This window comes from Streptomyces coryli, assembly GCF_011044975.1.
Lineage (GTDB): Bacteria > Actinomycetota > Actinomycetes > Streptomycetales > Streptomycetaceae > Streptomyces > Streptomyces coryli.
In genome coordinates this window covers 18,489-45,180 of record NZ_JAAKZV010000003.1, presented here as the reverse complement: position 1 = coordinate 45,180, position 26,692 = coordinate 18,489, and the positions used below count along the sequence as shown (strand labels likewise).

The window sequence follows — 26,692 nt, the reverse complement described above, 5'->3', positions numbered from 1 at the left end:
CAGCCGCCCTGCAGCCCGAAGAACTCGGTAATGAAGTGGCTGGAGCAGATCGAGTCGAGGAAGTACGCCCCGGCCGTCCCGCACTGCTGCTCGCCGGAGCCCGGGTCCACCGGGGTGCCGTGACTGATGCCGGGCACCTTGTCGACCTCCACCGCGACGCTGCCGTCCTGGGCCAGATACTGCTCGCGCTGGGTTCTGTTCGGCCCGATCGTGGCTGTCTTGTCCGGCGTCTGGTCGGTGCCGTGCACCGCCGTCCACTGGTCGCGCAGCTCATCCGCGTTCTTCGGCACCACCGTGGTGTCGTTGTCGCCGTGCCAGATCGCGACCCGCGGATAGGCCCCCGAGTAGCCGGGATAGCCGTCCTTGACCTGCTGCGCCCACGCCTCCGGGGTCTTGTCGGTCCCCGGGCTCATGCACGTATACGGGGACGAGACCGCGCTGCAGTCGTACGGCAGCCCGGCCACCACGGCGCCCGCCTTGAACACGTCCGGGTAGGCGGCGAGCATCACCGCCGTCATCGCGCCGCCCGCCGACAGTCCGGTGACGTACGCCTTGCCGGTGTCCGCGCCGTACGCCGCGCCGGCGTGGGCGACCATCTGCGCGATCGAGGCGGCCTCGCCCTGGCCGTGCCGGATGTCGGCGGTCTGGAACCAGTTGAAGCACTTGTTGAGGTTGTTGGACGACGTGGTCTCGGCGAAGACCACGAGGAAGCCGTGCTTGTCGGCCATCTCCGGGAGCCCGGAGTGGTCGGCGTAGCCCTGCGCGTTCTGGGTGCAGCCGTGCAGTGCCACCACGACCGGCGCGTTGGCGGGCGCCGACGACGGCTTGTAGACGTACATGTTCAAGGCACCCGGATTGGCGCCGAAGTCGGCGACCTTTTCCAGGGTGACCGCCGCGCTTGCCCTTGACGACGGGATGACCAGGGTGGCGAGCGCGGCCAGCGCCGCCGCGATGGCGAGCAGTGCGTACGTGCGCACAGGAGACCTCCTAGGTGGGGGGATGAGACACCGTAGGAGGCGGTGCGGAGGGGCCGACATGGTGAGCGCGTCCACAGTCACCGGGCCCCGTACCGCCCGCGGGACTGTTGCCGCGGGCGGAACGGAGCTGCTACGCCGTCGTGTCCGGCTTCCAGTCCTCGGCGAGCAGGCCGAGCAGCACCGAGTCCATGAACCGGCCCATCACCCAGGTCGCGGAGCGCAGCACGCCCTCGCGGACGAAGCCGTTGCGCTCGGCGGAGCGCAGCATCGCGACGTTGTCCGACAGCGTCTCGATCTGCAGCCGGTGCAGGCCGCGGACGACAAAGCCGTAATGGCACAGCACCGCGACGACGTCGGTGCCGTAGCCCTTGCCGCGGGTGGACGGCAGCAGGCCGAGGCCGATGTGCGCGGACCGGTGGTGGGTGTCGATGCCCCAGAACGTCGCGGTGCCGACCAGGGTGTTGGTCTCCAGCTCCACCACAGAGAACGGGACCTTGCCCGCGTCCTTGTCGTCCACCACGAGCCGCGGATCGCTCGACCCCGGCGTGATCGGCCGCCACGGCGCGCCTTCGGCCCGGGCGGCGTTGACCACGTCGTCGTAGAGCTCGGTCCGCAGGATCGGTATGTCGTCGTCGTGCCGGGCCCGGAGCCCGATCTTGTTGCCTCTGAGCATGCAGGCTTCCTATCAGGCGTCCTGGAGGATGAGGTCGGCGGCATGCCACGCCAGGGCCGAGACCGGGCCGTTGAGATTGCCGGAGATCATGGTGGGGAACGCCGAGGCGTCCACGACGCGGAGTTGGGGCACGCCGCGTACGCGCAGTCGGGGGTCGAGGACGTCGGTGTCGTCCGGGCCCATGGCGCAGGTTCCGATGGCGTGGAAGCCGGTACTGCCCATGGTGAGCGCGGCGTCGATGATCTCCTGGTCCGTGCGTACGCCGGGCCCGGGCATCGTCTCGTGCGCGATCCGCTGGGCCAGCGGCTCGGCGGCGAACAGGCGGCGGATGCCGCGCAGGACGCCGACGGCTGTGGTGCGGTCGTGCTCGGTGGCGAAGAAGTTGGGGTCGATGTCCAGCGGAGCGTCGGGGCCCGCGGCCGTGATGCGGATGCTGCCTTCGCTGTCGGGGCGGAGGAGATAGGCCACGCAGCACATGCCCGGCTCGCGCTCCACCTGGACGGCTTCACCGGGTGCGGGCGGCCTGAACGACACCGGAGCGATCTGGAACTGGGCGTCGGGGCGATCGAGTTCCGGATGGGTCTTGAAGAAACCGGCGATCTCGAACGACGGCGCCGCCAGCGGTCCGTCAGCGTTCGCCTGGTACTGCGCGGTGACGTCCCGGAGGCCTTCCTCCGTGCCGAGCATCTTGTTGTAGCCGAGGTCCTCGGCGAGCCGGAACTGCAGCAGGAAAACGCGGTGTTCGCGCATCCGCGCTCCCACGTTCGGGCTGTCCACCACCACGTCGACGCCGGCGGCCCGCAGCGCGACCGCGGGGCCGACGCCGGAGAGCTGGAGGATCTTGGGCGTGGCGATGGCGCCGGCGGCCAGGATCACCTCGCGGCCGGCGCGGGCCTCGACGTCCTGCCCGCGTTGGCGGCCCCGGACTCCGACCGCGCGTCCGCCCTCGATCAGCACGCGGTCGACGACCGTCTCGGGCCAGACGCTCAGGTTGGGACGGTCCGTGACCGGGTGGAGGAACGCGGTGGCCGCGGTGACGCGCCGGCCGTCGCGGATGGTCGCGGTCGCGTAGCCGAGGCGTTCCTCGTCGGTCTCGTTCAGATCCCGCATCCGCCGCCAGCCGAGTTGGCCGCCGGCGGTGAGTACGTCCTCGAGCAAGGCGTCGCCACCGTCGCCGGTCGACACCTGCAGCGGGCCGTCCGCGCCGCGCAGGGCGGAGGCACCGAGCGAGTGGTCCTCGATCGTCCGGAAGACCGGGAGCACGTCGTCCCAGCCCCACCCGGGGTTGCCGAGGCGCTCCCACTCGTCGTAGTCCGCGCGGTTGCCGCGGTTGTAGATCATGCCGTTGACCGCGCTCGACCCGCCCAGCGTCTTGCCGCGCACCCAGACGTCGGTCTGCTTCGCCGGTCCGAAGGGGCGGGTGGGATAGTGCCAGGCGGTGTCCGGATCACCCAGCAACTGGGCGTATCCCTGGGGTACCGAGATGAGCGGGTTCGTATCCGGGCCGCCGGCCTCTATCAGCAGCACGCTGATCCCGGGATCCGCGGAGAGCCGGTTGGCGAGCACACACCCGGCCGGGCCCGCGCCGACGATGACGTAGTCGAACGGTGTCACAGACATCTCCTCTATGTGGGGGGCTGCTCCTCAAGGCCGGGGCGGACCGTCGACGGGGCGGTCGTCCCGGTGGGCGGCGTAGAAGTCGGTCTGGCGGGCCATGATCGTGCGCATCGGGGTGTCGCGGGGGACGCCGTAGACGGTGCCGGGGAAGTCCAGGGGGCGTTGCTTCTCCCAGAGTTCGGGGTGCCGGTCGGGGGAGAACAGCTCGGCCGGGTCCCCGGCGGCGATCCAGCCGATCGGGAGGACGGTGTCCGGGAGCAGCCGGGAGTTGACGTGCAGGATGCTGTTGATACGCAGTTCCGAGCCCGTCCCGGCCACCGCGCCGGGGAAGACCGACACGCCGGTGGCGATGAAGACCTCGTCCTCGACGGTGGCGCCGTTGACGTGCGCGTGCGGGCCGACGAGAACCGCGTCGCCCAGCGTCGCCGGGTGGTCGGCGCGGCCCCGGATCAGGGCGTTCTCCATGACGACCACGTCCGCCCCGGTGCGTACGGCGCCGTCCTCCGCGGTCAGCACCGCGCCGTGCAGGATGCGGGCGCGTTCGCCCAGCACGACCTCGCCGCAGAGGACCGCGGAGGGGGCGACATAGGCGGATTCGGGGACTACGGGCTGCTTGCCGCGGTGTTCGATCAACATGCCGCCGAGCCTAAGCGGGGCCGCCGGGTGTTGCCCTGGAAGGCCGGATGTTGTGGTTGAGGTGGAAGACGTTGTCCGGGTCCCAGGCGTCCTTCAGGGCGGTGAGCCGCGCGAGTTGTTCCGTGCGGTACGCGCTCCGGACGCCGGCGCTGCCCTCGTCGGCGAGCACGTTGACGTACGCGCCGCTGGCGAAGGGGCTCAGCGCGCGGCCGTAGCGGCGGGCCGCGGCCATCCGGGCCTCGTCCTCGGCCGGGTCGTCCCAGCGGGCGGCGGCGACGAACTCGAAGAGCGCGTCGCGCTGGCTGAACGCGGTGTCCGCGACCGGTACGGCCGCGATGGCGCCGCCGTAGGCCTGCAGGCTCGCGGCCGGCAACCCCTCGCCGCGGCCGTCGGGCGTGCCGCGCAGCAGGAACGCCTCGATCGCGGCGTCGGACAGCTCGCTGAAGTACTGGCCCTTCCAGTACCGGCGGAAGGTGTGGCCCTCGACGCTGTCGTCCATCGTCTGCAGTTCGAGATACGTCAGCTCCCTGACGCTCTCCGCGGCCGGGCGGCCCAGCGCCCGTAGCGCGGGCAGCAGCTTGCGCCCCTCGTCCGGGTCGCCCACCCAGACCAGGCCGACACTGGCCTGCGGGCGGCCGTCCTTGTCGCCGACCCATGCGGTGAAGGTGGCCTGGCGAGGCGCGGTGGCGTTGAGGTCGCGCCAGCCGCGGAAGGCGGCCGGGGCGTCGTCGAGTTCGAAGAAGAAGTCCGCGAGCAGGGTGCGGCCCGCTTCGGGGTGCAGCGCGAACTCGAAGTCGGTGACGACCCCGAAGTTCCCGCCGCCGCCGCGCAGCCCCCAGTACAGCTCGGGGTTGTCCTCGGCGTTGGCCTGGACTCTGCGGCCCTCCGCCGTCACGACCTCGAAGGAGACGACGTTGTCGCAGGAGAGGCCGTGCTGTCTCGCCAGCCAGCCCATCCCGCCGCCGAGGGTGAGACCGCCGACGCCGGTGTGCGAGACGTTCCCTGCGGTGGTGGCCAGGCCGTGCGCCTGCGAGGCCACGTCGAGCGCGCCCAGCAGGGCACCGCCCTGCACCCGCGCCCGGCGGGCTCGCGGATCGACCCGGACCGCGCCCATCGGCGTGAGGTCGATCATCAGACCGTCCTCGGGGACGGCCGCCCCCAGAATGCCGTGCCCGCCGCAGCGCACGCCGATCTCGAGGTCGTGCGTCCTGCCGAAGCGGATCGCCGCCGCGACGTCGGCGGTGTTCGCGCAGCGCGCGACGAGGCGCGGCCGGCGGTCGACCATGGCGTTCCAGACCGCCCGCGCCTCGTCGTATCCGTCGTCCCCGGGCAGCAGCAGCGGGCCGTCGAGCTCATCCCGCAGGGCCTTGGTGCTGATGTCGAAACCGCCTGGCATGGCGTCCCCCTCACGTCAACGCACAGCAACGGAAGGGACTCTGGCAGAGAACGCCGCGTCGCGTAAGGCGCCGGGCAGCGCTCAGGCCGGCGGCTCGAGGCTGCCGTCCTGGACCATGGCGTAGAGCTTCTCGCCGGGGCATTCGGTGGCCAGGTGGTCGCGGTGGCCGTTGAGGCCGGTCGCCGCGCCGCCCTGCTCGCGCAGGCGGCCGATGGCGTGGTGGAAGCCGTCGACGAGTTCCGCGGTGATGGTGTCGTAGTCCTGCGTGGTGCCGCCGACGAGGCCGCAGACCGCGTACCAGTTCTGGTTGCCGGGGTCGGTGCCGTTGGCGGCGGTGCGGCGGCCTTCGCCGCGGCCCTCGAAGACGTAGCCGTGGACGCAGGTGAGATGGCTGTAGGCGATGTCGGCCCAGCCGTTGCTGTCCATGTGGTCGTTCTGCACGGCGCGGACCTGGCCCGCGCACTCGGCGTGGTCCGCGGCCGCCCACTTGGTGCCGCTGTAGTGGTGGATGGTCACGCCGCCGTTCTCCGGCGTGATGTTGTTGTTGATGTTCGTCGGCGGGCGGGCGCCCCATTCGGCGCGGGTGACGAAGGTGGCCATCAGCCGATCCCCTCCCGGCGGCCGTGCAGCCCGCAGGCCACGGAGGCGTTCAGCGGCTCGGCGCCGGGCTCTGATTCGGTGCCGGGAGCGAAGTGGGCCGCGGGATGGCGGCGGTTGGTGACGACGGGGAGTTCGGCTCCCGCGGCGTACGAGGGTCCGGAACATATGACGGGCAGGGCGGCGGCGGTGCCGAGAGCGGCGGCGGCGCCGAGAAAGCCCCGTCTGCTGGGACGAGCGGACACGTCATCCTCCTGGGCAACGGTGGGGCGATGCCGTTCAGCGTTTGACGGTACAGAGTCAAACAGTCGGGTCAAGAGGGCACCTGTCCCTTGTGATCGACAGGGCCTGCGGCCAAGATGCTCCGCAAACGCGATGATCGGAGCCTCTCCATGCCCGCGTCCCGTCCCCGCCCGGCCCAGCTCGACTCCGCACTTCTCCCGAAGATCATGAAGTACATGTCGCGGACCCAGGTGTGGTTCTACCGGCGAACGCGCGGCAGGCTGGGCGGGAAGTGGCGGGTCGGCGCCGGCTTCCGCAAGCCCGTGCCGGTGCTGCTGCTGGAGCACCGGGGCCGTAAGACCGGCAAGGTCTTCACGACCCCGCTGCTCTACGTCACCGACGGCGACAACATCATCGTCATCGCCTCACAGGGCGGCCGGCCGCGACACCCGCAGTGGTTCCACAACCTGCGCGCCGCCCCGGACACGCACCTCCAGATCAAGGCGAACCGCAGGCCGGTACGCGCGGAGGTCGCCGAGCCGGAGGACCGCCCCCGTCTCTGGTCCCTGGCCACGGCGGCGTACGCCGACTTCGACAACTACCAGGCCTGGACCGAGCGGGAAATCCCGGTCGTGATCCTCAAGCCGCGGCCGTGACCACCGCGCACCTCAGTCGCGCAGCAGTTGGCGGGCCACCTCCGCGTCGGTGATGAGGGTGTTGATCCAGCCGCCTGCGACCGCGCCGCGGATTGCTGCCACTTTGTCCGGGCCGCCGGCGACGCCGATGCGGCGGTCGACTGCGCGGAGGTGGTCCGGGTCGATGCCGATGATGCGGTCGTTGAAGGGGGCGTCGACGAGGTTGCCGGTGGCGTCGAAGTAGCGGGCGCAGACATCGCCGACGGCGCCGAGCTTGGTGAGCTGGGTCTGGTCGGCGGCTGTGATGGCGTTGCCCGAGCGGCGGAGCAGCGGGGACGGGGCGAGGGTGCCGATGCCGAGGAGGGCCACAGTGATGCGGGACCAGGCGCGCATGGCTTCGGCCATGGCCGGCTCGCGCCAGAGCAGGTCGCGCAGTTCGCGGCTGCCGACCAGGGCGGCGGACGGGGCGAACACCGGCTGGGCGCCGGTGAGTTCGGCGAGGCGGCTGGTGAGCCGGGTGGCGTGCAGCTGGACCTCGGGGCTGCCGGCGCCGCCGATGACCTGGACCACCTCCTGGGCCGTGGTCGACGTCCTGGCGCGCATGACGTTGACCGATTCCAGGAGGGTCGCGCTCCAGGAGGAGACGCCGATGACGTCGCCGGTGGCGAGGGTGGCGTCCAGATAGGTGGCGGTGGCGGCGGCGAGCGCGGGGATGACGTCTGACACCGCGCTCTCCACCTCGACCACCAGCACGTCGCGCAGCCCGTAGCGCTCGATGAGGGCGTCCTCGAGCTCGGCGTGCACGCCCTCGGGGGAGACGACCACGGTGCGGACGACGCCGCGGTCGACCGCCTCCTTCAGCAGACGCGACACCCGCGGCTGGGACATGTGGAGATGCGCCGCGATCTCCGGCTGCCGCACCCCACGCTCGTGGTACATGCGGGCCACCTTGACCAGGAGCCGCATGTGATCAGGGCTCGGAGTGGACGACGAAGCCGCCACCGTACCTCCATCCATTGTCGATTCCGGCGTTACGGGTCCCTGCCGGGCTGCACACTACCGGCAGCGGATTCGGCGTCAGCGCCGCGCGAACAGGCCGAATTCGGCGGCGTTCTCCTTGGTGACGAGCTCGCAGTCGATGGCCTGCTTCTCGGGTTGCCCGGTCTTTCCGGTCTTGATGTACTTGTCCGCCTGCTGCACCGCCCGCTCGGCGCCCAGCGCCGCCGGCTGCAGCACGGTCGCGTGCATCTTCCCGGCCTTGATCTGTGCGATCGCGTCCGGGCTGCCGTCGAAGCCGACGACCACGACGTCCTTGCGCTTGTCCGCCTTCAGCGCGGCGACCGCGCCGAGGGCCATCGTGTCGTTGCCCGCGATCACGCCCTCGATGTCGGGGTGGCGCTGCAGGATGGTCTCCATCTTGCTGAACGCCTCCTGCTGGTCCCAGTTCGCCGTCTGCCGGGCCACCCGCTTCAGATCGGGGTACTGCGACAGCACGTCCTTGAATCCCTTGGACCGCACCCCGGCGTTGGTGTCGGATTCCTTGCCGGTGAGTTCTACGTAGTCGCCCTTGCCCTTCATCGCCTTGACGAACTCCTGCCCGGCGAGCTGCGCGCCCTGCGCGTTGTTGGAGACGATCTGGGCCTTGGCTATTCCGGTTTCATTGATCTCGCGGTCGATCAGGAAGACGGGGATGCCGGCCTTGGTGGCCTTGCGGACCGGGCCTATGGAGGCGTCGGCGCCGGCGTTGTCGAGAATGATCGCCGCGGATTTACGGGAGATGGCGCCGTCGATGAGTTCGCTCTGCTTGTTGGGGTCGTCGTCGTGCGAGGCCACGGAGGTCTGGTAGCCGAGCTTCTCGGCCTTCTTTTTCGCCGCGGCGGCCTCGGCCTTGAAGAACGGGTTGTCGGAGGCGGGGGTGATGATGGTGATCAGGTTGCTCTTTGACGACTTCGCTTCGGACGAGCCGCCGTCGTCACCGCAGGCGGTGAGGAGGAGGGCGCCGGCGAGCGCGGCGCTTCCCAGGGCGGTCGTGCGAGTGCGGGTACGGCTGGACATGCGGCTCTCCTAGGTTGCGGGTCGGATGGTGGGGACTCGGGACTTCAGGCTTTCGCCGGCGCAGTCGGCGGAGCCTCCGAGTCCTCGTGCTCGGCGGCGATGGCGGACGCGGCGGCCCGGTTCCGCTGGAAGCGCTGCTGGCTCTGGTCGAGCACGACGGCGAGGACGATCACGGCGCCCTTGATGAGCATCTGCCAGAAGGTCGAGACGCCGAGAATGACCAGGCCGTCCGCGAGAAAGCCGATGACGAAGGCGCCGACCAGCGTGCCGCGCACATTGCCGCGGCCGCCGGAGAGCGCGGCGCCGCCGATGACGACGGCCGCGATGGCGTTCAGCTCGAAGGTCTCGCCGGCCTGCGGCGCGGCCGAGGTCAGCTCGGAGGCGATGATGAGCCCGGACATCGCCGCGCAGGCGCCCGAGATCACGTACACGGTCACCTTGACCCGCTTGACCGGGACACCGCTGAGCTGAGTGGCGCGCTCGTTACCGCCGGTCGCGTAGAGCCAGCGGCCGAAGGGCGTCGAGCGCAGCAGCAGCGTGACGAGTCCGGCCAGCACGATCATGATCCAGACAGCGACGGGGAGGCCGAGCGGCCGGCCCTCGCCGAGCCAGCCGAAGCCGGTGTTGTTGGTGGCCGGGTCGCCCGCCAGGTCGGGGTAGGTGGTGCCGCCGGAGATCAGCATGGCGGCGGCGCGGGCCATGTAGAGCATGCCGAGGGTGGCGATGAACGGGGCCACGTTGAGGCGGGTGATGAGCAGGCCGTTGACCGCGCCGACCACCGCGCCCACCGCGATGCACAGCACGATCACGGCCCAGACCTGCGGATACGCGACGGCGTCGAGGAAGCCGATGTGCAGGCCCTGCAGCAGCTCGCCGGCGATGACTCCGGAGAGGCCGACGGTGGAGCCGACCGAGAGGTCGATGCCGCCTTTCAGGATGACCAGCAGCATGCCCAGGGCGAGCACCGCGTTGATGGCGACGTGCTTGGTCATGGTGATGACGTTGTCGACCGTAAGGAACGAGTCGGACAGCAGGCTGAAGACGACGATGAGCACGCCGAGCGCGATGAAGGCGCGCAGCTCGAAGAGCGATTCGAGGGTCTTCAGCCGCCGGGCCTGGGTGGCCGCGTCCCGGCGCTGCTGGAGTACGACCTCGTGGTCCTTGGCCAGGGTGTCAGTCATGTGGTGCCTCTTCACTCGGTGCGGCTCCGTCGGCCAGGCTCATCAGGCGGTCGCGGGTGAGCTCGCCGGGGCGCAGGTCGGCGATCAGCCGCCCGCGGGCGACGATCAGCAGCCGGTCGGGGATGTGCAGGGCTTCCTCCGGCTCGGAGGTGGTGAACAGCACGGCCAGGCCGCGCTCCGCCTGCTGGGCCATGAGCGCGAAGACATCGGCCTTGGCGCCGACGTCCACGCCGCGCGACGGCTCGTCCAGCAACAGCACGCGGGGGCCGGTCAGCAGCGCCTTGCCGATGACGACCTTCTGCTGATTGCCGCCGCTGAGCGAGCCGATGGGCGCGTCGGCGCCGGGGGTCTTGACCGTGACGTCGGTGATCATGGCGTCCACGGCGTCGCGCTCCGTCCCGCGGTGCACCAGCAGCCGGCGTACGAACCGGGGGACCGAGGCCAGCGACAGGTTCTGGCCCACCGTCATGGACTGAACGAGGCCATCGCGCTGCCGGTCCTCGGGGACGAGCACCACGCCGGTGCGGATGCGCCGCCGGACGTCGCCGGTGAGCGGCTCGCCGTGCAGCCGGACCGTGCCCGAGGCGGCGGGCAGCCGGCCGGCCAGGCACTCGAGCAGTTCGGTGCGGCCGCTGCCCATCAGGCCGTAGATGCCGACGGTTTCGCCGGCCCGTACGGTCGTCGAGATGTCGTGGACGGCGAGCCGGCCGGGGGTGGCTGGGTCGGCGACGGACAGCCCTTCGATCTCCAGCGCGGGCTCGCCGAGGGTGGGCGCGCGGTCCGGGAAGAGGTCGTCCTGATCGCGGCCGACCATGGTACGGACGATCCAGGCCAGGTCGACGTCGGCGGCGCGGGCGGCGGCGACCATGCTGCCGTCGCGCAGCACGGCCACGTCGTCGGCGATCGCCAGGGCCTCCTCCAGGTGGTGCGAGATGTAGACGATGGCGACGCCGGTGGCCTTGAGTTCGCGGATGACCCGGAAGAGGACCTCCACCTCGGGTGCGCTGAGCGCGGAAGTCGGCTCGTCCATGATCAGCACGCGGGCGTCCTGCAGCAGCGCGCGGGCGATCTCGACCAGCTGCTGCTGCCCCAGGCGGAGGTCGCCCACCGGGACTTCGGGGTCGATGGTGCCGTCGAGCCGGTCCAGGGCCCGGCGCGCGAGATCCTTCTGGCCGGCGCGGTCCAGGAGGGCGCCGCCGCCGCGGGTGTGCTCGCGGCCGAGGAAGAGATTGTCCTGGATGCTCAGGTTGGGGCAGAGGCTGAGCTCCTGGTGGATGATCGAGATGCCGTGGTCGGCGGCCTGCCGGGCGGCGCCGAACGCCACGGTGCGGCCGTCGAGTTCGATGTGTCCGGTACTGGGCGGCTCGACCCCGCTGAGGATCTTCATCAGGGTCGACTTGCCGGCGCCGTTCTCGCCGAAGACCGCGGTGGTGCGGCCGGCCGCGATGTCGAGCGAGACGCCCCTGAGCGCGTGCGTGCCGCCGTACACCTTGGTGACGTCCGCGGCGCGCAGGACGGGCGGGGCCGCCGTCATGACGCCTCTTCGATCGCGATGGGCGTGATGGTGAGGACGTCGGGGGTGAGCGGGGTCATGGCGCCGGTGACGGTGAGCTTGTCGCCCTTGGCCGCCGCGGCGTCGAAGCCCTTGAGCACCTGGCTCTTCACCCGGGCGTTCAGTGCGGTCGCGGCGTCGGCGTAGTCGACCTGATTGACGAACTGGCTGAACTTGATGAACCCGGCCGCGTCGCGCAGCGCCGTGCCGCTGACCGCCGGGCCGATCTGCACCGAGACCCGGGTGTCCTTGCCGAGCCCGGCCACGGTGACCGGCAGCAGCCCGCCGCGCGCCGTGCCGGCGGTGCCGGTGAGGGTGACGGCATAGCTGTACGCGCCGGCGCCGGCCCGGTGGCCGTAGCGCTTGCCCGCGGCGTTGGGGTCGTCCGTGAGCGCCTTGTGCAGGGTGGCGAGGTCCACGGCGTCCTTCTTGATGGCGGGCACGACCTTCGGCCCGTACGTCTTGGCCGCGTACTTCGCCGGGTCGAACGCGGGCTTGGCGCCGGCCTTCGCCTCGCTGTCCGAGCGATACGTCGTGGTCGTCGCGATCGCGATCGCGAGCAGCACGGCGGCGAGGAGGGAGCCGCGGCCGAGGGTCAGCCGGAAGCGGCCGACCGCCGCGCGTGGTGGGTCCGGTGTCGTCATGGTGTCTCCTGCTTGTCGCGTTGCCCGAGGTCGCGGGCGGCCGCGAGCCGGCGGTGCCAGCGCGCGAGCGCGCCGCGGCGCCGGGCGTCGTCCCAGGTGGGTGTGAAGGCCCGCATTCCGTCGTCCGCGCGACTCTCGAGCCCGTTGGCCGTCCACAGCCCGAGGCCGAGGCCGGCGAGCCGGGCGGCGCCCGCGGCAGAGAGTTCGTGGTGGTCCGTACGGAGCACGTCGACGGCCGCGACGTCGGCCTGGAGCTGCATCAGCGCGTCGCTGCGGCTCAGCCCGCCGTCGGCGACGACCTGCCGCACCCCCGGCAGCGCCGCGAGCACATCCGCCACCTGGTGGGCGACGGACTCCAGCGCGGCGCGCGCCAGTTGCCCGCGGCCCGTACCCAGGTCGAAGCCGGCCAGCACCGGCACGGCGTGCGCGTCCCACCAGGGCGCGCCGAGGCCGCCGAAGGCCGGGATCAGGCTTACGTCACCGGCGTCCGCGCCCGCCGCCAGCTCGAGCAGCTCCTCCGGCCCGGTGCCGAGCAGCTCCGCGAGCCAGGTCAGCGTGCGTCCGGTGGAGCGGATGTTGGCCTCGTGCGCATATGTGGTCCGGCCGCCGTGCGCCCAGGCGATCGTGCCGCACAGCCCCTCGGACGGGCGGGGCGACTCGGCCGCCGTCATGGCCGACGAGCCGGTGCCGTACGTGACCTTGACGACGCCGGGCCGCCAGCCCGCGTGCGCGAACAGGGCCGCGTGCGAGTCGCCGAGCACGGCGAGGACCGGGGTGCCGTCGAGCAGTGGGTCGAGGCCCCGCAGTTCGCCGAAGGGGCCGTCGGACGGAACGACCCGTCCCAGGGCTGTGGGCGGCACGTCGAAGAGGCCGAGGAGTTCGTCGTCCCAGTCGCCGGTGGCGAGGTTGAGCAGCTGGGTCCTGGAGGCGTTGCCGATCTCGGTGACGAGGTTCCCGGTGAGCGCGTACAGCAGGAAGGCGTCGACGGTGCCGAGACGCAGCTCGCCGGTGGCGCTGCGCCGCCGGGCGGGATCGTGCTCGTCGAGCAGCGCGGCCATCTTCAGCGCGGAGAACATCGGGTCGAGCGGAAGACCGGTACGCCGCCGGATCTCCTCGCCGGCGTCCGCCAGTTGCGCCATCCGCTCGCCGCCGCGCTGGTCCTGCCAGCTGACCAGGGGCGCTACGGGCTGCCCCGTAGCGGCGTCCCACAGCACGGCCGACTCGCGCTGGGTGCTCAGCGCGACCCCGGCCACAGCGGCGGGCTCGACGCCCTTCATGCAGTCCGCGACCGCGGTGCGCACGCCGTCCAGGAGCTCCTGCGCGTCCTGTTCGACCAGGCCGGGCTCCGGGTGGGTCTGGGACAACGGCGCGGACGCCCGGGCCACGACCTCACCCGCGTCGTCGAGCAGCAGCGCCTTGGTGGCGCTGGTGCCCTGGTCCACGGCGAGCAGCAGCGGCCTCATCGGGTCCGCCCGAGGACCGTACGGGCGGCGTCGGCGATGCCGGCGGCGTTCAGGCCGAAGTGGTCGAGCAGGAAGGAGGTGCCGCCGGTGGGTGCGAAGGCGGGTACGCCGACCATCCGTACCGGCACCGGCTGCTGCTCGGCCACGACCTTGGCGACGGCCGCGCCGAGGCCGCCGGAGAGCAGCCCCTCCTCCGCGGTGACGATGGCGCCGGTCTCCGCGGCGGCGGCCACCACGGCGGCGACGTCCAGCGGCTCGACGAACGTCATGTTCAGCACCCGTGCCGACACGCCCTCGTTGCGCAGGAGTTCGGCAGCGTCCAGGGCCCGCGAGACCATCGTCCCCACCGCGATCAGCGTGACATCGCCGCCCTCGGCGAGGCGTACGGCCCGGCCCGCCTCGAACGGCGCGTCGTCCGGGGTGACGGCGGGCACCTTGAAGCGCGGCACCCGCAGATACGTGGGCCGCCCCGACTCGGCGGCCCACCGCACCGCGGCGCGGGTCTGCGCCGGGTCGGCGGGCACGATGATGTCGAGCCCCGGCACCGCGCGCATCCAGGAGATGTCCTCCACCGCGTGGTGCGTGGGGCCGAGCGCGCCGTACGCCATGCCGGGGCTCTGGCCGCACAGCACGACGTGCCGGTGGCTGTAGGCGATGTCGGCCTTGATCTGCTCCAGGGCGCGGCCGGTCAGGAAGGGCGCCGCGGCCGAGGCGAAGGGGATGAACCCGGCGTTGGCGAGTCCGGCCGCGACGCCGACCAGGTCCTGCTCGGCGATGCCGACGTTGACCAGCCGGGTGGGGAACTCCTCCCGGAAGGCGACGAGATTGCTGGAGCCGACGGAGTCATTGCACACCGCCACGATGCGGTCGTCGGCGCGGGCCAGCTCGGCCAGCTCGGCGGCGAAGTCCGCCCGGCAGTCGAAGGTGGGCGCCGCGGTGGCCTGCGAGGTCATCGGCTCAGCTCCTCGAGCGCGCGGCGGACCTGCTCGTCGGTGGGCACCTTGTGATGCCACTCGACCCGGTCCTCCATGAACGAAACTCCCTTGCCCTTCACGGTGTTGGCGATCACCGCGACCGGCCGCCCGGTGGTGGACGGCCCGTACGCCTCCTTGATCGCCTTGTGGTCGTGGCCGTCGATGACCCGCACCTCCCAGCCGAAGCTCGCCCATTTCGCGTCCAGCGGTTCGAGCGACTTGGTGTCCTCCGTGCGGTCGCCCTGCTGCAGCCGGTTGCGGTCCACCACCGCGGTCAGGTTGGCGAGCCCGTGGTGGGCGGCGGTCATGGCGGCCTCCCAGTTGCTGCCCTCCTGTATCTCGCCGTCGCCGAGCACCACGAGGGTCCGCCACGGCTCGTCCCGCAGCCTGGCCCCGAGCGCGCAGCCCGCGGCGACGGGCAGCCCGTGTCCGAGCGGTCCGGTACTGGTCTCCACGCCGGGCACCTTGAGCCGGGCGGGATGGCCGTTGAGCGGGGAGAGCGGCGCCATGAACTCGCGCAGCCGGGCCTGCGGGAAGAAGCCGCAGGAGGCCAGCGCCGAGTACAGGGCGGCGGCGCAGTGGCCCTTGCTGAGCACGAGGCGGTCGCGCCCCGGGTGGCCGGGGTCCGCGGGATGCACCCGCAGCGTCCCCCACAGCGCGGTGACCAGCAGGTCGGTCACCGACAGGTCCCCGCCGACGTGCCCCATGCCGGCCGCCTGGATGGTGGTGAGGATGTCCCGCCGTACCGCCGTGGAGATCTCCGCGAGCTCGTCGGCGGCGGCGCCCGGCGGCGCTTCCCGCAGCCGCGCGCTGCGCTCGCGGTAGGCCTGGGCCGCGGCCTCGTCGGGCAGCAGCGGCGGGGGTACGTCCACGATGGCGGTCACGCGGTCTCGCTCTCCGCGAGCGCGCGGAACAGCGCCCGCTTCGCGATCCGCTGCGCGGCCAGGGCGTCCTGCCGCGCCTGGGCGTCGGCGAGCTGGTCGCGGTCGAGGTAGCTGAGCGCCCGATGGAAGGCGCGCATCGTGCGGATGCCCGCGCGGGCCGCCTCGACCGGGTCCTCCCGGAACGGGAACTGATCGAGCTGCCACACGCCCTCCCACCCGGCGTCGTGCAGCGCGAAGAAGAACTCGAACGTCTCCAGCAGATGCACCGAGCCGACGACCATGTCGTCGTCCCAGCCGCGGAAGTTGTCATTGACGTCGATGGCGAACAGCCGGTCGTGGGCGATCGCCATCCGCGCGGCCTCGGCCGGGGTCTCGCCGCCGTAGAGCGAATGGCCGAAGTCCAGCAGCACGCCGACGTTGTCCGCGCCCGTCTCCTGGATGGCCAGCAGGGTGCGGGCGACGGAGGACAGGATCATCCGGTTGCGCGGCTCGCGCGGCTTGTACTCGATGGCGAACTTCAGGTCGGGGAAAGCCTGGGCGAGTTCGCGCAGCGCGCCGGTGGTCTTGCCCCACAGGTCGGCGTAGTCGGCCTGGAAGGGGTAGTCGTAGCCGTCCTGGCCCGGCCAGAGCTTGATGTAGTCGACGCCCAGCTCGCGGCCGACCTCCGCGGCGGCGGCGACGAGTTCGATCGCCTCGGTGCGCACGGCGGGATCGGGGTTGGTGAAGCCGCCGCGGGCGAAGCGGCCGGTGTAGATCTCGGGCGTCAGGGCGATCGCGCGCAGCCGGTGTTCGTCGAGCGCCTTCTTCACCTCGGCTGTGCTGATGTCCCCTGGTGGAAACGGCCAGTTGAGGTCGAGAACCGACAGGTCACCCACGGATCCGGCGAGCGCGATGCCGTCGAGGACGGTGCGCGGCTCGCCGTATCCGTCGGTGGCGTAGCGGTCGACGTAGGTGGCGAAGTGCCAGACGCCGGCGCCGTAGACGGGTTCGTTGCCGCTCATCTGGCGCATATCCATTCGCTGTTGACTCGACATGCCTCGAAGCTACGAACGGGTGCCGGGCCGCGTCAAGACCCGTGCATCGTGAAGCCGGTTGCGATCAACCGCCGCTCGTGCCGGACCCGTTGACAGCGGCACACATCCCTCCCAGAATCCGCCGAGGCATTTCAATGCGCTGATGCATTTCTATTCATCGGGTGCGCGCGAGCACGCCCCGGAGAGCGGAGGAACGGGATGGCAACCGGGAAAACGCGAGGTGCGGCCGCGGCGGCCGCGCTCCTCGCCGTACTGACACTCGGCACCACCGAACCGTCCGCCGCGGCGGCGAAGCCCCCGACGCCCGCCCCCGCGCAGGGCGACCACCGACCGCGGACCATCGTGACCACCGACCCGGAGCTGGACGACTCGAACTCCCTGGTCCGATATCTGCTCCACAGCAGTGACTTCGACACCGAGGGCATCATCTACGCCAGCAGCCAGTTCCACTGGAAGGGCGACGGCAAGGGCACCAAGTGGTGGCAGCCGGGCCGCGAGTACGACCGCTTCGGCCTCAGCGGACTGTGCCCGTGCACCTCATGGCGCTGGTCCGAGGACGAGCGGTTCATCCACGACGCCGTCGACCGGTACGCGAAGGCGTACGGCAACCTCAAGACCCACGACCCCGGCTACCCGACGCCGGACTACCTGCGCTCCCGGATCAAGGTCGGCAACGTCCAGTTCGACAGCGACATCTCGCTCTCCGGCGACTCGCCCGGCTCGGACCGGATCAAGGACGTGCTCCTCGACGACGAGGGCGGTCCCGTCTACCTGATGGCCTGGGGCGGACCCAGCACCATCGCCCGCGCCCTGAAGTCGATCCAGCTCGAATACCAGGGCACCCCGCGCTGGCCGGCCATCCAGCGCAAGGTCACCGAGAAGGCCGTCATCGTCTCCTTCGGCACCCAGGACTACAGCTACCGCGACTACATCTCGGTGAGCTGGCCCGGCATCGAGCTGCGGCAGGCGTCGACGGACACCTGGGGCTACGGCGCCCGCGATGTCGCGCTGCCCGGGCACGCCAAGTACCTCACCGCGGACTGGACCCGGAAGAACGTCTCCGGCGTGGGCCCGTTCGGCGACTTCTACCGGGTCTGGGGCGACGGCAAGCAGATGGTGAAGGGCGACATCTTCGACCACTTCGGCTTCGCGGGCCTGACGACGGAGGAGCTGCGCGCGCGGGGCTATCTCGTCTGGACGCCGCCGCAGCAGCAGGGCTCCTGGATCTCCGAGGGCGACACCTCGACCTTCCTCAGCCTGCTCGACAACGGCCTGCGCAGCCGTGAACACCCGGGCTACGGCGGCTGGGGCGGACGCCTTGAGCGGAACCCCGACGACCCGTCGGAGTGGAGCAGCGAGGGTGTCGCCGACCGCGACGCCGATGGTGACACCCCGCCCGACTATGCGGCACAGCGGTGGTTCGGCGACGCCCAGCAGGACTTCGCCGCGCGGCTGCGGTGGACGGTGACGCCCGATTACGACGATGCCAATCACCATCCGGAGGTGTCGGTGCGGGGGCGCCGCGACGTGACCGCCCGGCCGGGGCAGCGCGTCGATCTCCACGCACGGGCGACCGACCCGGACGGCGATGCGCTCAGCTACCGGTGGTGGCAGTACCGGGAGGCCGGGAGCTACCCGAAGGCGGTGGACATCGGCCGGTCGGACTCGGCACGCGCGACGCTCGAAGTGCCCAGGGATGCCAAGCGCGGCCAGACGATCCACGCCATCGTCGAGGTCGCCGACGACGGCGAGCCGTCGCTGACGTCGTATCAGCGCGTGGTGATCACCGTCAGGTGAGGGCAACTCCCGTCCGGACCATTGCCCTTGGTTCCGCGCGGCCCGTAAAGTCGCCGAATGCCGGTGATTGAAACGATTCATGCCAGCTGTCGACGAGAGGAACCCGAGCCGTGCCCGAGGAGCAAAGCAGCGCCCTGAGCCGTCGCCACCTGCTCGGCGTCGTGACCGCAGCGGCGGCCGGGGCGGCGGTCCCGCTCGCGGGCCGGCCGGAGGTCGCGGCGGCTCTGGGCACGGCCGGGAGGTCCGCGCCGCGGGATCTGCAGGTCGGGTCGCGGATCGCGCCGCTGGGTACGGAGCGGGCCCCGGCGTTCAGCTGGGTGCCGCGGGCCGGGCGGCAGACCGCGTACGAGATCGAGGTGGGGACCGCGCCCGGCAAGGCGGACGTCTGGCGCAGCGGCAAGGTCGCGGGCGCCGACAGCATCGAAGTGCCGTACGGCGGCGGTGCGTTGCGCTCCGAGCAGCCGTACCACTGGCGGGTGCGGACGTGGGACGAGAGCGGGGAGCGCGGAGGCTGGAGCGAGACCGCGCGGTGGGAGACCGGGCTGCTGAAGGGGGAGGACGACTGGGCGGGCGCCGAATGGATCGGGGGGCGGCAGCCGCAGGATCACGACTGGAAGGACCTCACCGCGACGGTCGTCTTCCGCGGCGGCAAGGACCCCGGCACCGGTCTCTCGCTGCTGCTGCGCGCCGAGCCCATCGGCAAGACCTGGGGAGAGGCGCTCGACTGGACCATCCAGCGCGTCGACGGCGAGCTGCGGCTGGTGATGAGGACGCGGCACTACGCGGGCAACACCTGGGTGGACGACGGCGCCTCGGAGCCGGACTGGGGTGTCGATCACTACGACCCGCAGAGCGAGACCAACCCGACCGCGAGCGGCACCCGCACCGTCCCCGTCGCCACCGTCCCGCTGCCCGCCGCCGCGGGCCTCACGGCCGACATCTGGGCCGCCCGCGACCACACCGTCGAGGTCGAGGCCCGCGGCCTCACCGTCACCACCCGGATCAACGGCGTCGAGGTCGACCGCCGCACCCTCACCGGCGATCAGATACGCCGCCACGGGTCCTTCGGCTTCGGCCCCAGCGACGCGACCATCCGCTCGGTGGAGGTGACCGGCACCGGCGCCGCCGACTTCGCGGCCGACCTCACCACCGGCGCCAACCCCTTCGAGTCCGGTATCGGCACCCCTGAAGGCCTGACCTTCATCCCCGGCTCCCAGCGGGTGCCCGCCAAGAACGTCGTACTGCCCATCGCCAACCCGGCGCCGCTGCTGCGCCGTTCCTTCACCCTGCCCGGCAAGCGCATCGCCCGCGCCCGCCTCCATCTGAGCGCGGCCGGCAACGTCACCTTCACCGTGAACGGCGACCCGATCACCGTCGACGGCAAGCAAGCGGCGGCGGAGGGGGCCAACGTCCCCCGCCTCCTCACCGACCACACCACCTATGACCGCACGATCCTGTACGACACCTTCGACGTCACCCGGCTGCTGCGCACCGGGCGCAACGTCGTCGGCGCGGAGCTCGGCCGCGGCTGGTACGGCGTCACCACCCCGCAGGAGTGGTACTGGCAGCTCGCCCCGTACGCCGGGCCGCCCCGGATGCGCGCCAAGCTGGTCGTCACGTATACCGACGGCGACTCGACCACGCTGGTCACCGACCGCGACTGGCATACGGCGGACGGGCCGACGACCTTCGACTCGGTCTACTCGGGCGAGAAGTACGACGCCCGCCGGGCCGAGGCGCTGGGGGAGTGGCGCTCGGCCGGCCACCGCACCGGCCGCGCGTGGCAGCCGGCCACGGTGCTCATTCCGCCGGGCAGCTGCTCCGGCCCGTCCCCGAAGCATCACGGCATGCTGCCCGCCACCCGGGTGCCGGACGGCTTCGCCCCGGCCGTCGTACGCGCCCATGAGGCCGAACCGGTCCTGGTCGGCGAGCGGTTGCGGCCGGTCTCGCTCAAAGAGACGGCGCCCGGCTCCGGCGTGTGGCTGGCGGACTACGGCCAGATCGTGAGCGGTTTCGTCCGCGTGGCGCTGCGCGGCGTGCGTCCCGACAAGGAGGGCCTGACGCTGCGGATCCGGGCGAGCAATCGGCTGACCGGCGGCGACGGCACGGCCGCGTCCCCGTACACGCTGATCGAGGAGAACTTCCATCACGACGCCAACCTCGAGACGCACTACTACACCCTCGGCCGCCGCTCGCATCAGACCTGGGAGCAGCAGTTCAGCCACGTCGGCGCGCGCTACCTGGAGATCCGTAACCTCGAGGCGGTCCTCGGCCGCAAGCCCGAACTGGCCCGCGACGCCGACGCCTTCACCATCGACGTCGCCCGCTCCGGCTTCGCCCGCACCGGCACCTTCACCACCGGCAATGCACTGATCAACCGCATCCAGCGCAACCTGGAGTGGGCCGAGCAGAACAACCTGGTGCAGAAGCCCACCGACACCCCGTCCCGGGAGAAGAACGGCTGGACCGGCGACGCGATGGCCAGCTCCGAGTCGCAGTCGCTGACGTGGGACGTGAACGCCGCCTTCACCGCGTATCTGCGCGGCTTCCCCGACGGGCAGATCTCCACCGGCCAGCTGCCGATGATCCTGCCCGCGGCCAAGGGCGGCTACGGCTACGACCGCACGCCCGGCTGGAACTTCACCTGGAAGGCCGTGCCCGCCTGGGATTCCGCGTACTTCGTCATGCCGGCCGAGCTGCACACCTATTACGGCAACAGCAGCCTGTTCGCCGAGCTCTACGAGCATCAGGACCGGCTGCTGACGTACTACGAGACGCTGTTCACCGCCACGGACAACTACCGCTTCGAGGCGGCCCTCGGCGCCTACTCCGGCGCCGAGAACCCCGGCAGCAACGCCGTCATCAGCCTGGCCTTCTACATCCACTTCTGCGACTACATGGACACGGTCGGGCGGCGGCTGGGACGCACCGCCCGCGCGGCGCACTACGCGCGGCTGGCGCGGACCCTGCGCAAGGCGTTCATCGAGAACTACTGGGACGCCTCCGCCGGGCACTTCACCAAGGGCAGCATCTCCAGCGAGAACGCCATGGCCATCGCCTTCGACCTGGTCCCCGGCTCGGACCTGAGCCCGGACGATCCCCGGTACGTCGCCGGCGCGAAGCCGGTCGCGGAGAACCGGAAGGCGCTGGCGAAGCTGCTCGCCGACCGGCTGGTGGCCGCGGACCATCACATCCAGAGCGATATGTACGGCTCGCGCTATGAGTTCAACATCCTCAGCGACTACGGCTATACGGACATCGCGCTGAAGGCCATCACCCAGACCGGGCCGCCCGGCTACGTGGACCAGATCGCGCAGGGCGCCACCTCCCTGTGGGAGAGCTGGACGAACTCGGCGTCGGTGAACCATCACTACCGCTCGAACGTGGCCACGTGGTTCTACCAGAGCCTGGCGGGCATCCGGCCCACCGAGCCCGCCTACGCGGCGCTGCGGATCCGTCCGTACATCCCGGCGGTCGCGGTCAACAGCCGCGTCCCGAAGTCCCCTTCGGACACCGACCTGTCGCCGGCGACCCTCGACCACGTCGCCGCCTCGATCGATACGGTCCGGGGGCGGGTGTCCTCGGAGTGGTGGCGGCGGAAGGACGGCAGGATCGAGCTGGCGGTCACCGTCCCGTACAACACCGACGCGGAGATCTGGGTGCCGACGCGAGGCGAGTCCGTGAGTGCGCCGCGGGGCGTGGCGTTCGTCCGTGAGGCCACGGCGGGGGGTGCGGCTTACCGGGTGTACCGCGCCCGGGCCGGGGCGTATCGCTTCAACGCCTGAGCGGGGCGGACGGGACCCACGGCTTGATCCAGATTCGCGGGCGCCTGTCTCTTGATGATTGCGTGTGAGTGTGGCGCAATGGCCCGGCTGTTCCGAGGAGAGGATGTCGCCGTGTCCGACGCGGAGAACTGGGCCCTGCTGCTGGTCCGTCTTGGCCTGGGCGTGGTGATGCTGCTCCACGGCTGGAACCACTGGCGGGGCAAGGGCGGCATCGACGGCACGGCGGGCTGGTTCGGCGGGCTCGGGCTCACCCGGCCCCGGCTGCAGGCGTGGTTCAGCGTGCTCACCGAACTCGGCGCGGGTGCGCTGCTGATCCTCGGCCTCGGCACGCCGCTGGCTTGCGCGGCTGTGGTGGGCGTGATGCTGGTGGCGGGACTGCTGGCGCACCGCCGTAACGGCTTCTTCGTCTTCAAGGACGGCTACGAGTACGTGCTGGTGCTGTCGCTGGTGGCGATCGCGCTCGCCGCCTTCGGCCCGGGGGCGGCATCCATCGACGAGGCCGCGGACATCGCGGTCGTGGGCTGGGCGGGCGCGGGCATCGCGCTCGGCGGGGGAGTGGTGGGCACGGCGGCGCTGCTGGCGGCCTTCTACCGGCCGCAGGCGGCGGTCTCAGAAGAGAGCTGAGCCGGCGGACGGCAACGGCCGGAGCCGTGATAGGTGTGCGGAGTCCAGACCGCGCCGCCCGCGGTCCCGAGCATTGAACGGAACCGCCCATGCCCGCCTTCCACCTGACCCCCGCCGTCGCCGAGGCGTTCCCCGGCACGCTCATCGCCGTCGTCACCGCCGCCGGTCTGCGCGGACACGAGCCGTGGCCCGGCACCGTCGCCGCCGTGGCGGAGCTGGAGGGGCAGCTGGCCGATGGCAGCTGGCAGCCCGCGGACGAGAGTGATCCGCGCATCGAGGCGTGGCACACCGCGTACCGCTCCTTCGGCACCAACCCGCGCCGCATCCGCCCCAGCGTCGACGCGCTGGGCCGCCGCCTCGCCAAGAAGGGCGCGCTGCCGCGCATCAGCCCGGCGGTGGACTCGTACAACGCCGTGTCCGTCCGCCACGGGCTGCCGGCCGGGGCCTTCGACCTGGAGCAGGTCAGCGGCGACGTCGTCATCCGGTACGCGGACGGCAGCGAGGCGTTCACCCCGCTCGGCGAGCCGGACACCGTCGAGCACCCCAAGCCCGGCGAGGTCATCTACGCCGATGACGGTGGCGTCCTGACCCGCCACTGGAATCACCGCGACGCCCACCGCACCCGCGTCACCGAGGACGCCACCCACGTCGCCTTCGTCCTCGAGACGCTCCACGCCGAGCGTGACGGCCACCTCCTGAAGACGGCCGCGAGCGAGCTGCAGGACCTGCTCGCGCCCCACTCGGACCGGACCGCCGTGCACTATCTCAGCCCGGCGCAGCCCCAAGCCGCCGTCTGACGCCAGACCCCAGAGGCGCTCACCCCACTCGTTTTGTTAACAGCATTGACTTACCTCCGGCACATCCCTAACTTTCGTCGAAGCGCTTCGACAAACATAGCCAACTCACCCGGAGGCAGTCGATGTTGAAGGTACGGAGAAGGGCGCGGCTGCTGGCCGCCGCCCTGGCGGGGACCCTCTGGCTGAGCACGCTCGCCGCATGTGGGGACTCGGATGACGCAGGGTCCGGCGACACGCTGCGGCTCTGGCACTACGAGACGCCGGACAGCGCGATGGGCAAGGCCTGGACCCAGGCCATCGCGGAGTTCAAGAAGCAGCATCCGGACGTGAAGGTCGAGTTCGAGTCGAAGGGCTTCGAGCAGATCCAGAAGACCGCCCCGCAGGTGCTCAACTCCGACGAGGCGCCCGACCTGCTGGAGTACAACAAGGGCAACGCCACCACCGGCCAGCTCTCCAAGCGGCAGCTCCTCACCGACCTCACCGGCGAGGCGAAGAAGCGCGGCTGGGACAAGGCGATACCGCCGACCGTCGCCACCACCAGCCGCTACGACAAGAACGGCGTGATGGGCTCGGGCAACTGGTACGGCGTGCCCAACTACGCCGAGTACACGATGGTCTACTACAACAAGGACCTCTTCAAAGAGCACGACGTCAAGGTGCCCACCACCGTCGCCGAGCTCGAGACGGCCCTCGCCGCCTTCAAGAAGGCCGGGCTCACCCCGTTCGCCAACGGCGGCGCCGAGTACGTCGCCCAGCAGTACGTCTACCAGCTCGCCCTCTCCCAGGCCGACCGCTCCTGGGCCGAGTCGTACCAGATGAAGGGCAAGACCGACTTCTCCGACGAGGCCTGGACCTACGCCGCCGAGACCTTCGCCGACTGGGTCGACAAGGGCTACATCGCCAAGAACTCCAGCGGGCTGAAGGCCGAGGACACCGGCGTCTCCTTCATGCAGGGCAAGCACCCGATGTTCTTCTCCGGCAGCTGGTGGTTCGGCCGCTTCGACGCCGAGATCAAGAAGTTCGACTGGGACACCTTCATGTGGCCGGAGAGCAAGCAGACGCTCGGCTCCGGCGGCAACCTCTGGGTCGTACCCGAGGGCGCCGACAACAAGGAACTGGCCTACGACTTCATCGACATCACGATGAAGAAGAAGATCCAGAACACCCTCGGCAACGCCGGCGGGGTGCCGGTCGCCGCCGACGCCTCCGCCATCACCGAGCCGCGGTCCAAGAAGCTCATCGAGCGCTACGACGAGCTGGCGGGGAACGACGGCCTCGCCTATTACCCGGACTGGCCCGCCAACGGCTTCTACGACACCCTCGCCTCCGAGGTGCAGAAGCTGATCACCCAGAGCGCGAAGCCGGCGGCCGTACTCAAGTCGCTGCAGGCCGAGTACGACGAGAATGTGCTGCAGGAGTGAGGGGTCACAACAGCCGCCCCCGCGCCGAGGGCTCGTACGCGCTCTATCTGGTCCCCGGCGGGCTCGCGTTCCTCGTCGTCATCGTGGTGCCGTTCGTCATGAACACCGGGATCAGCTTCACCGACTGGTCCGGCGTCGGCACCCCGGAGTTCACCGGCCTGGAGAACTACGAAAAGCTCCTCGGTGACGAGGACTTCTGGGAGTCCTTCCGGCACAGCCTGGCGATGGTCGTGGCGATGGCGGTGGTGCCCACCGCCATCGGCCTCGTCCTCGCCTCCGCGCTCTTCGACGTCGTGGCCAAGCACGCCGGCACCCGCTGGGCGGCGACCCTGCGGGCCTGCTTCTACCTGCCGCAGGTGCTGCCGATCGCCGTCGCCGGCATCGTCTGGAGCTGGATCCTCGCCCCCGAGAACGGCTCGCTGAACGAACTGCTCGGCGCCGTCGGCCTCGACAGCCTGCAGCAGGACTGGCTCGGCGACCCGAACTGGGCGCTGTACAGCGTCATGGCGGTCATGGTCTGGGTGCAGATCGGCTTCCCGCTGGTCATCTTCATGTCCGGGCTGCAGCGCCTCGATCCGGCGCTGCACGAGGCGGCGGAGCTGGACGGCGCCGGCTGGTGGCGCAGGTTCTGGCACGTCACGCTGCCGCAGCTGCGCCCTGAGATCGCCGTGGTGCTGCTGTGGTGCACGATCGCCGCGCTGAAGGTCTTCGGCATGGTGTACGTGCTCACCGGCGGCGGGCCCGGCGGGGCGACGAACGTGCCCTCCTACTTCGCGTACCAGAACTTCTTCGAGAACTTCCAGGCATCGTACGGAGCCGCCATCTCGACCGTCCTCACCGTCCTGATCATGGTGCTGGCCGTCGTGGCGCTCCGTCTGCAGACCCGAGCGGAGGACGAGGCCTGATGACCGCCGTCAGGAAATACCCCGTGCTCGCGGCGCTGGCGCTCGGCGCGCTCTTCATGGTGCTGCCGTTCGTGGTCGTGGCCATGAATGCGGTGAAGTCGCCGGACGAGTACTCCGCCGACGGTCCGCTCAGCCTCCCCGACGGCCTGTACCTGGACGGCCTCGCCGACTTCTGGGAGCGGGTGAACTTCGGCGAGAAGCTGTGGAACTCCGTGCTGATCTCCGGCTCGGTGGCGGTGCTCGCGGTCGTCCTGTCCATCCTCAGCGCGTACGCCATCGGCATCGGCCGGATCAAGGGCCGCCCGTGGGTGCTCGCCTTCTTCGTGCTCGCGAACATGCTGCCGCAGGAGTCCCTGGTCTACCCGGTCTACTACCTCTCCAAGGAGGTCGGCCTCTACGACACCCGGCTCAGCGTCATCATCGTCTTCACCGTCGTCCAGTCCGCCTTCGGCACCTATCTGCTCTCCTCCGTCCTCTCCGGCTTCCCGCGGGAGATCATCGAGGCCGCCCGGATCGACGGGGCCACCAAGAGCCAGGTGCTGTGGCGGGTCGTGGTGCCGGTGAGCCGGCCGACCATCGGCGTGCTGATGGTGCTGTTCTTCATCTGGACCTGGAACGAGTTCCTGCTGCCGCTGGTCATGCTCGTCTCGAACGACGTCCAGACCGTCTCCGTCGCCCTCGGAGTGCTGCAGGGCCAGCGGGACATGGACGCCACGATGACGAACGCCGCCGCGCTGCTCGGCGTGCTGCCCAGCATCGCCTTCTTCCTGATCTTCCAGCGGACACTGACCCGCGGTATCGCCGCGGGCGCGGTCAAATAACC

General features: G+C 71.0%; 23 protein-coding genes and 1 pseudogene. 8 read left to right on the top strand and 16 right to left on the bottom strand.

The features are described from left to right. Nucleotides 1-5: 5 nt before the first annotated feature. The 7 genes and pseudogenes from G5C51_RS01640 to G5C51_RS01610 all read right to left on the bottom strand — a co-directional run. A pseudogene (locus G5C51_RS01640) lies at nucleotides 6-1,037 on the bottom strand (extracellular catalytic domain type 1 short-chain-length polyhydroxyalkanoate depolymerase); the annotation flags it as partial. A gap of 70 nt (nucleotides 1,038-1,107) precedes the next feature. Further along, the gene (locus G5C51_RS01635; protein WP_165230255.1) at nucleotides 1,108-1,650 is read right to left on the bottom strand and encodes a GNAT family N-acetyltransferase; all 543 of its coding nucleotides are present in this window, start codon (nucleotides 1,648-1,650) and stop codon (nucleotides 1,108-1,110) included. Between the two features lie 12 nt (nucleotides 1,651-1,662). Beyond that, nucleotides 1,663-3,264, bottom strand: a complete 1,602-nt coding sequence (locus tag G5C51_RS01630) for a GMC family oxidoreductase N-terminal domain-containing protein (RefSeq protein ID WP_165230252.1) — start codon at nucleotides 3,262-3,264, stop codon at nucleotides 1,663-1,665. A 30-nt stretch (nucleotides 3,265-3,294) separates the two neighbouring features. Next, nucleotides 3,295-3,903, bottom strand: a complete 609-nt coding sequence (locus G5C51_RS43640; RefSeq protein WP_165230249.1) for a gamma carbonic anhydrase family protein — start codon at nucleotides 3,901-3,903, stop codon at nucleotides 3,295-3,297. A 10-nt stretch (nucleotides 3,904-3,913) separates the two neighbouring features. Further along, nucleotides 3,914-5,299: an FAD-binding oxidoreductase gene (locus G5C51_RS01620; protein WP_165230246.1), complete on the bottom strand. Its 1,386-nt coding sequence runs from the start codon at nucleotides 5,297-5,299 to the stop codon at nucleotides 3,914-3,916. A gap of 81 nt (nucleotides 5,300-5,380) precedes the next feature. Beyond that, nucleotides 5,381-5,899 (bottom strand): peptidoglycan recognition protein family protein, encoded by a 519-nt coding sequence (locus G5C51_RS01615; protein WP_165230243.1) that lies wholly within the window; start codon nucleotides 5,897-5,899, stop codon nucleotides 5,381-5,383. Further along, nucleotides 5,899-6,141: a twin-arginine translocation signal domain-containing protein gene (locus G5C51_RS01610; RefSeq protein WP_165230240.1), complete on the bottom strand. Its 243-nt coding sequence runs from the start codon at nucleotides 6,139-6,141 to the stop codon at nucleotides 5,899-5,901. Before G5C51_RS01610 ends, G5C51_RS01615 begins: the two co-directional genes overlap by 1 nt. A gap of 147 nt (nucleotides 6,142-6,288) precedes the next feature. Between G5C51_RS01610 and G5C51_RS01605 the strand changes: the two genes are divergently transcribed. Continuing rightward, a complete protein-coding gene (locus tag G5C51_RS01605; RefSeq protein ID WP_165230238.1) occupies nucleotides 6,289-6,774 on the top strand; it encodes a nitroreductase family deazaflavin-dependent oxidoreductase in 486 nt (161 codons plus the stop codon). A gap of 12 nt (nucleotides 6,775-6,786) precedes the next feature. Here the strand turns inward: G5C51_RS01605 and G5C51_RS01600 are convergent, their stop codons facing one another. The 9 genes from G5C51_RS01600 to G5C51_RS01560 all read right to left on the bottom strand — a co-directional run bounded on the left by G5C51_RS01600 (nucleotide 6,787) and on the right by G5C51_RS01560 (nucleotide 16,507). Then, nucleotides 6,787-7,719: a sugar-binding transcriptional regulator gene (locus tag G5C51_RS01600; protein WP_276617576.1), complete on the bottom strand. Its 933-nt coding sequence runs from the start codon at nucleotides 7,717-7,719 to the stop codon at nucleotides 6,787-6,789. Nucleotides 7,720-7,830: 111 nt separating this feature from the next. Beyond that, complete coding sequence (locus G5C51_RS01595) at nucleotides 7,831-8,808, bottom strand: D-ribose ABC transporter substrate-binding protein (protein WP_165230232.1); 978 nt, start codon at nucleotides 8,806-8,808, stop codon at nucleotides 7,831-7,833. 44 nt (nucleotides 8,809-8,852) lie between these two features. Continuing rightward, entirely contained in the window at nucleotides 8,853-9,989 is a 1,137-nt protein-coding gene (locus G5C51_RS01590) for an ABC transporter permease (RefSeq protein WP_165230229.1), read from the bottom strand. After that, nucleotides 9,982-11,523 carry a sugar ABC transporter ATP-binding protein gene (locus tag G5C51_RS01585; RefSeq protein WP_165230226.1) on the bottom strand — a complete coding sequence of 514 codons (1,542 nt, stop codon included), beginning with the start codon at nucleotides 11,521-11,523 and terminating at the stop codon, nucleotides 9,982-9,984. The genes G5C51_RS01590 and G5C51_RS01585 overlap by 8 nt, the downstream gene beginning before the upstream one ends. After that, nucleotides 11,520-12,185: a DUF2291 family protein gene (locus tag G5C51_RS01580; protein WP_165230223.1), complete on the bottom strand. Its 666-nt coding sequence runs from the start codon at nucleotides 12,183-12,185 to the stop codon at nucleotides 11,520-11,522. The genes G5C51_RS01585 and G5C51_RS01580 overlap by 4 nt, the downstream gene beginning before the upstream one ends. Beyond that, nucleotides 12,182-13,648, bottom strand: coding sequence for an FGGY family carbohydrate kinase (locus tag G5C51_RS01575; RefSeq protein WP_165230220.1), 1,467 nt, complete (start codon nucleotides 13,646-13,648; stop codon nucleotides 12,182-12,184). The genes G5C51_RS01580 and G5C51_RS01575 overlap by 4 nt, the downstream gene beginning before the upstream one ends. Further along, nucleotides 13,645-14,601 (bottom strand): transketolase family protein, encoded by a 957-nt coding sequence (locus tag G5C51_RS01570; protein ID WP_165230217.1) that lies wholly within the window; start codon nucleotides 14,599-14,601, stop codon nucleotides 13,645-13,647. Before G5C51_RS01570 ends, G5C51_RS01575 begins: the two co-directional genes overlap by 4 nt. Next, complete coding sequence (locus tag G5C51_RS01565; RefSeq protein ID WP_338117975.1) at nucleotides 14,598-15,506, bottom strand: transketolase; 909 nt, start codon at nucleotides 15,504-15,506, stop codon at nucleotides 14,598-14,600. The genes G5C51_RS01570 and G5C51_RS01565 overlap by 4 nt, the downstream gene beginning before the upstream one ends. Beyond that, nucleotides 15,503-16,507, bottom strand: coding sequence for a sugar phosphate isomerase/epimerase family protein (locus G5C51_RS01560; RefSeq protein ID WP_165230215.1), 1,005 nt, complete (start codon nucleotides 16,505-16,507; stop codon nucleotides 15,503-15,505). Before G5C51_RS01560 ends, G5C51_RS01565 begins: the two co-directional genes overlap by 4 nt. A gap of 231 nt (nucleotides 16,508-16,738) precedes the next feature. Here G5C51_RS01560 and G5C51_RS01555 point away from each other — a divergent pair, with 231 nt between their 5' ends. The 7 genes from G5C51_RS01555 to G5C51_RS01525 all read left to right on the top strand — a co-directional run bounded on the left by G5C51_RS01555 (nucleotide 16,739) and on the right by G5C51_RS01525 (nucleotide 26,690). Next, complete coding sequence (locus tag G5C51_RS01555; protein WP_165230211.1) at nucleotides 16,739-18,337, top strand: DUF1593 domain-containing protein; 1,599 nt, start codon at nucleotides 16,739-16,741, stop codon at nucleotides 18,335-18,337. 110 nt (nucleotides 18,338-18,447) lie between these two features. Continuing rightward, a complete protein-coding gene (locus tag G5C51_RS01550; RefSeq protein WP_338117974.1) occupies nucleotides 18,448-22,122 on the top strand; it encodes a family 78 glycoside hydrolase catalytic domain in 3,675 nt (1,224 codons plus the stop codon). Nucleotides 22,123-22,233: 111 nt separating this feature from the next. Continuing rightward, the gene (locus G5C51_RS01545; protein WP_338117973.1) at nucleotides 22,234-22,746 is read left to right on the top strand and encodes a DoxX family protein; all 513 of its coding nucleotides are present in this window, start codon (nucleotides 22,234-22,236) and stop codon (nucleotides 22,744-22,746) included. Nucleotides 22,747-22,835: 89 nt separating this feature from the next. Then, the gene (locus G5C51_RS01540; protein ID WP_165230205.1) at nucleotides 22,836-23,543 is read left to right on the top strand and encodes a B3/B4 domain-containing protein; all 708 of its coding nucleotides are present in this window, start codon (nucleotides 22,836-22,838) and stop codon (nucleotides 23,541-23,543) included. A 122-nt stretch (nucleotides 23,544-23,665) separates the two neighbouring features. Continuing rightward, nucleotides 23,666-24,964: an ABC transporter substrate-binding protein gene (locus G5C51_RS01535; RefSeq protein ID WP_165230202.1), complete on the top strand. Its 1,299-nt coding sequence runs from the start codon at nucleotides 23,666-23,668 to the stop codon at nucleotides 24,962-24,964. After that, on the top strand, nucleotides 24,961-25,869 hold the full coding sequence (locus G5C51_RS01530) for an ABC transporter permease subunit (protein WP_165230198.1): 909 nt from the start codon (nucleotides 24,961-24,963) through the stop codon (nucleotides 25,867-25,869). Before G5C51_RS01535 ends, G5C51_RS01530 begins: the two co-directional genes overlap by 4 nt. Continuing rightward, nucleotides 25,869-26,690, top strand: coding sequence for a carbohydrate ABC transporter permease (locus G5C51_RS01525; RefSeq protein ID WP_420824778.1), 822 nt, complete (start codon nucleotides 25,869-25,871; stop codon nucleotides 26,688-26,690). Before G5C51_RS01530 ends, G5C51_RS01525 begins: the two co-directional genes overlap by 1 nt. Nucleotides 26,691-26,692 lie beyond the last annotated feature (2 nt).

Excerpts from the sequence above, each read along its gene's own strand:
- G5C51_RS01560 (WP_165230215.1), bottom strand. The coding sequence starts at position 16,507 with ATGAGCGGCAACGAACCCGTCTACGGCGCCGGCGTCTGGCACTTCGCC.
- G5C51_RS01525 (WP_420824778.1), top strand. The coding sequence starts at position 25,869 with ATGACCGCCGTCAGGAAATACCCCGTGCTCGCGGCGCTGGCGCTCGGC.
- G5C51_RS01595 (WP_165230232.1), bottom strand. The coding sequence starts at position 8,808 with ATGTCCAGCCGTACCCGCACTCGCACGACCGCCCTGGGAAGCGCCGCG.
- G5C51_RS01535 (WP_165230202.1), top strand. The coding sequence starts at position 23,666 with ATGTTGAAGGTACGGAGAAGGGCGCGGCTGCTGGCCGCCGCCCTGGCG.
- G5C51_RS01635 (WP_165230255.1), bottom strand. The coding sequence starts at position 1,650 with ATGCTCAGAGGCAACAAGATCGGGCTCCGGGCCCGGCACGACGACGAC.
- G5C51_RS01620 (WP_165230246.1), bottom strand. The coding sequence starts at position 5,299 with ATGCCAGGCGGTTTCGACATCAGCACCAAGGCCCTGCGGGATGAGCTC.
- G5C51_RS01615 (WP_165230243.1), bottom strand. The coding sequence starts at position 5,899 with ATGGCCACCTTCGTCACCCGCGCCGAATGGGGCGCCCGCCCGCCGACG.
- G5C51_RS43640 (WP_165230249.1), bottom strand. The coding sequence starts at position 3,903 with ATGTTGATCGAACACCGCGGCAAGCAGCCCGTAGTCCCCGAATCCGCC.
- G5C51_RS01575 (WP_165230220.1), bottom strand. The coding sequence starts at position 13,648 with ATGAGGCCGCTGCTGCTCGCCGTGGACCAGGGCACCAGCGCCACCAAG.
- G5C51_RS01540 (WP_165230205.1), top strand. The coding sequence starts at position 22,836 with ATGCCCGCCTTCCACCTGACCCCCGCCGTCGCCGAGGCGTTCCCCGGC.
- G5C51_RS01580 (WP_165230223.1), bottom strand. The coding sequence starts at position 12,185 with ATGACGACACCGGACCCACCACGCGCGGCGGTCGGCCGCTTCCGGCTG.
- G5C51_RS01555 (WP_165230211.1), top strand. The coding sequence starts at position 16,739 with ATGGCAACCGGGAAAACGCGAGGTGCGGCCGCGGCGGCCGCGCTCCTC.
- G5C51_RS01605 (WP_165230238.1), top strand. The coding sequence starts at position 6,289 with ATGCCCGCGTCCCGTCCCCGCCCGGCCCAGCTCGACTCCGCACTTCTC.
- G5C51_RS01585 (WP_165230226.1), bottom strand. The coding sequence starts at position 11,523 with ATGACGGCGGCCCCGCCCGTCCTGCGCGCCGCGGACGTCACCAAGGTG.
- G5C51_RS01600 (WP_276617576.1), bottom strand. The coding sequence starts at position 7,719 with ATGCGGCTCCTGGTCAAGGTGGCCCGCATGTACCACGAGCGTGGGGTG.
- G5C51_RS01590 (WP_165230229.1), bottom strand. The coding sequence starts at position 9,989 with ATGACTGACACCCTGGCCAAGGACCACGAGGTCGTACTCCAGCAGCGC.
- G5C51_RS01570 (WP_165230217.1), bottom strand. The coding sequence starts at position 14,601 with ATGACCTCGCAGGCCACCGCGGCGCCCACCTTCGACTGCCGGGCGGAC.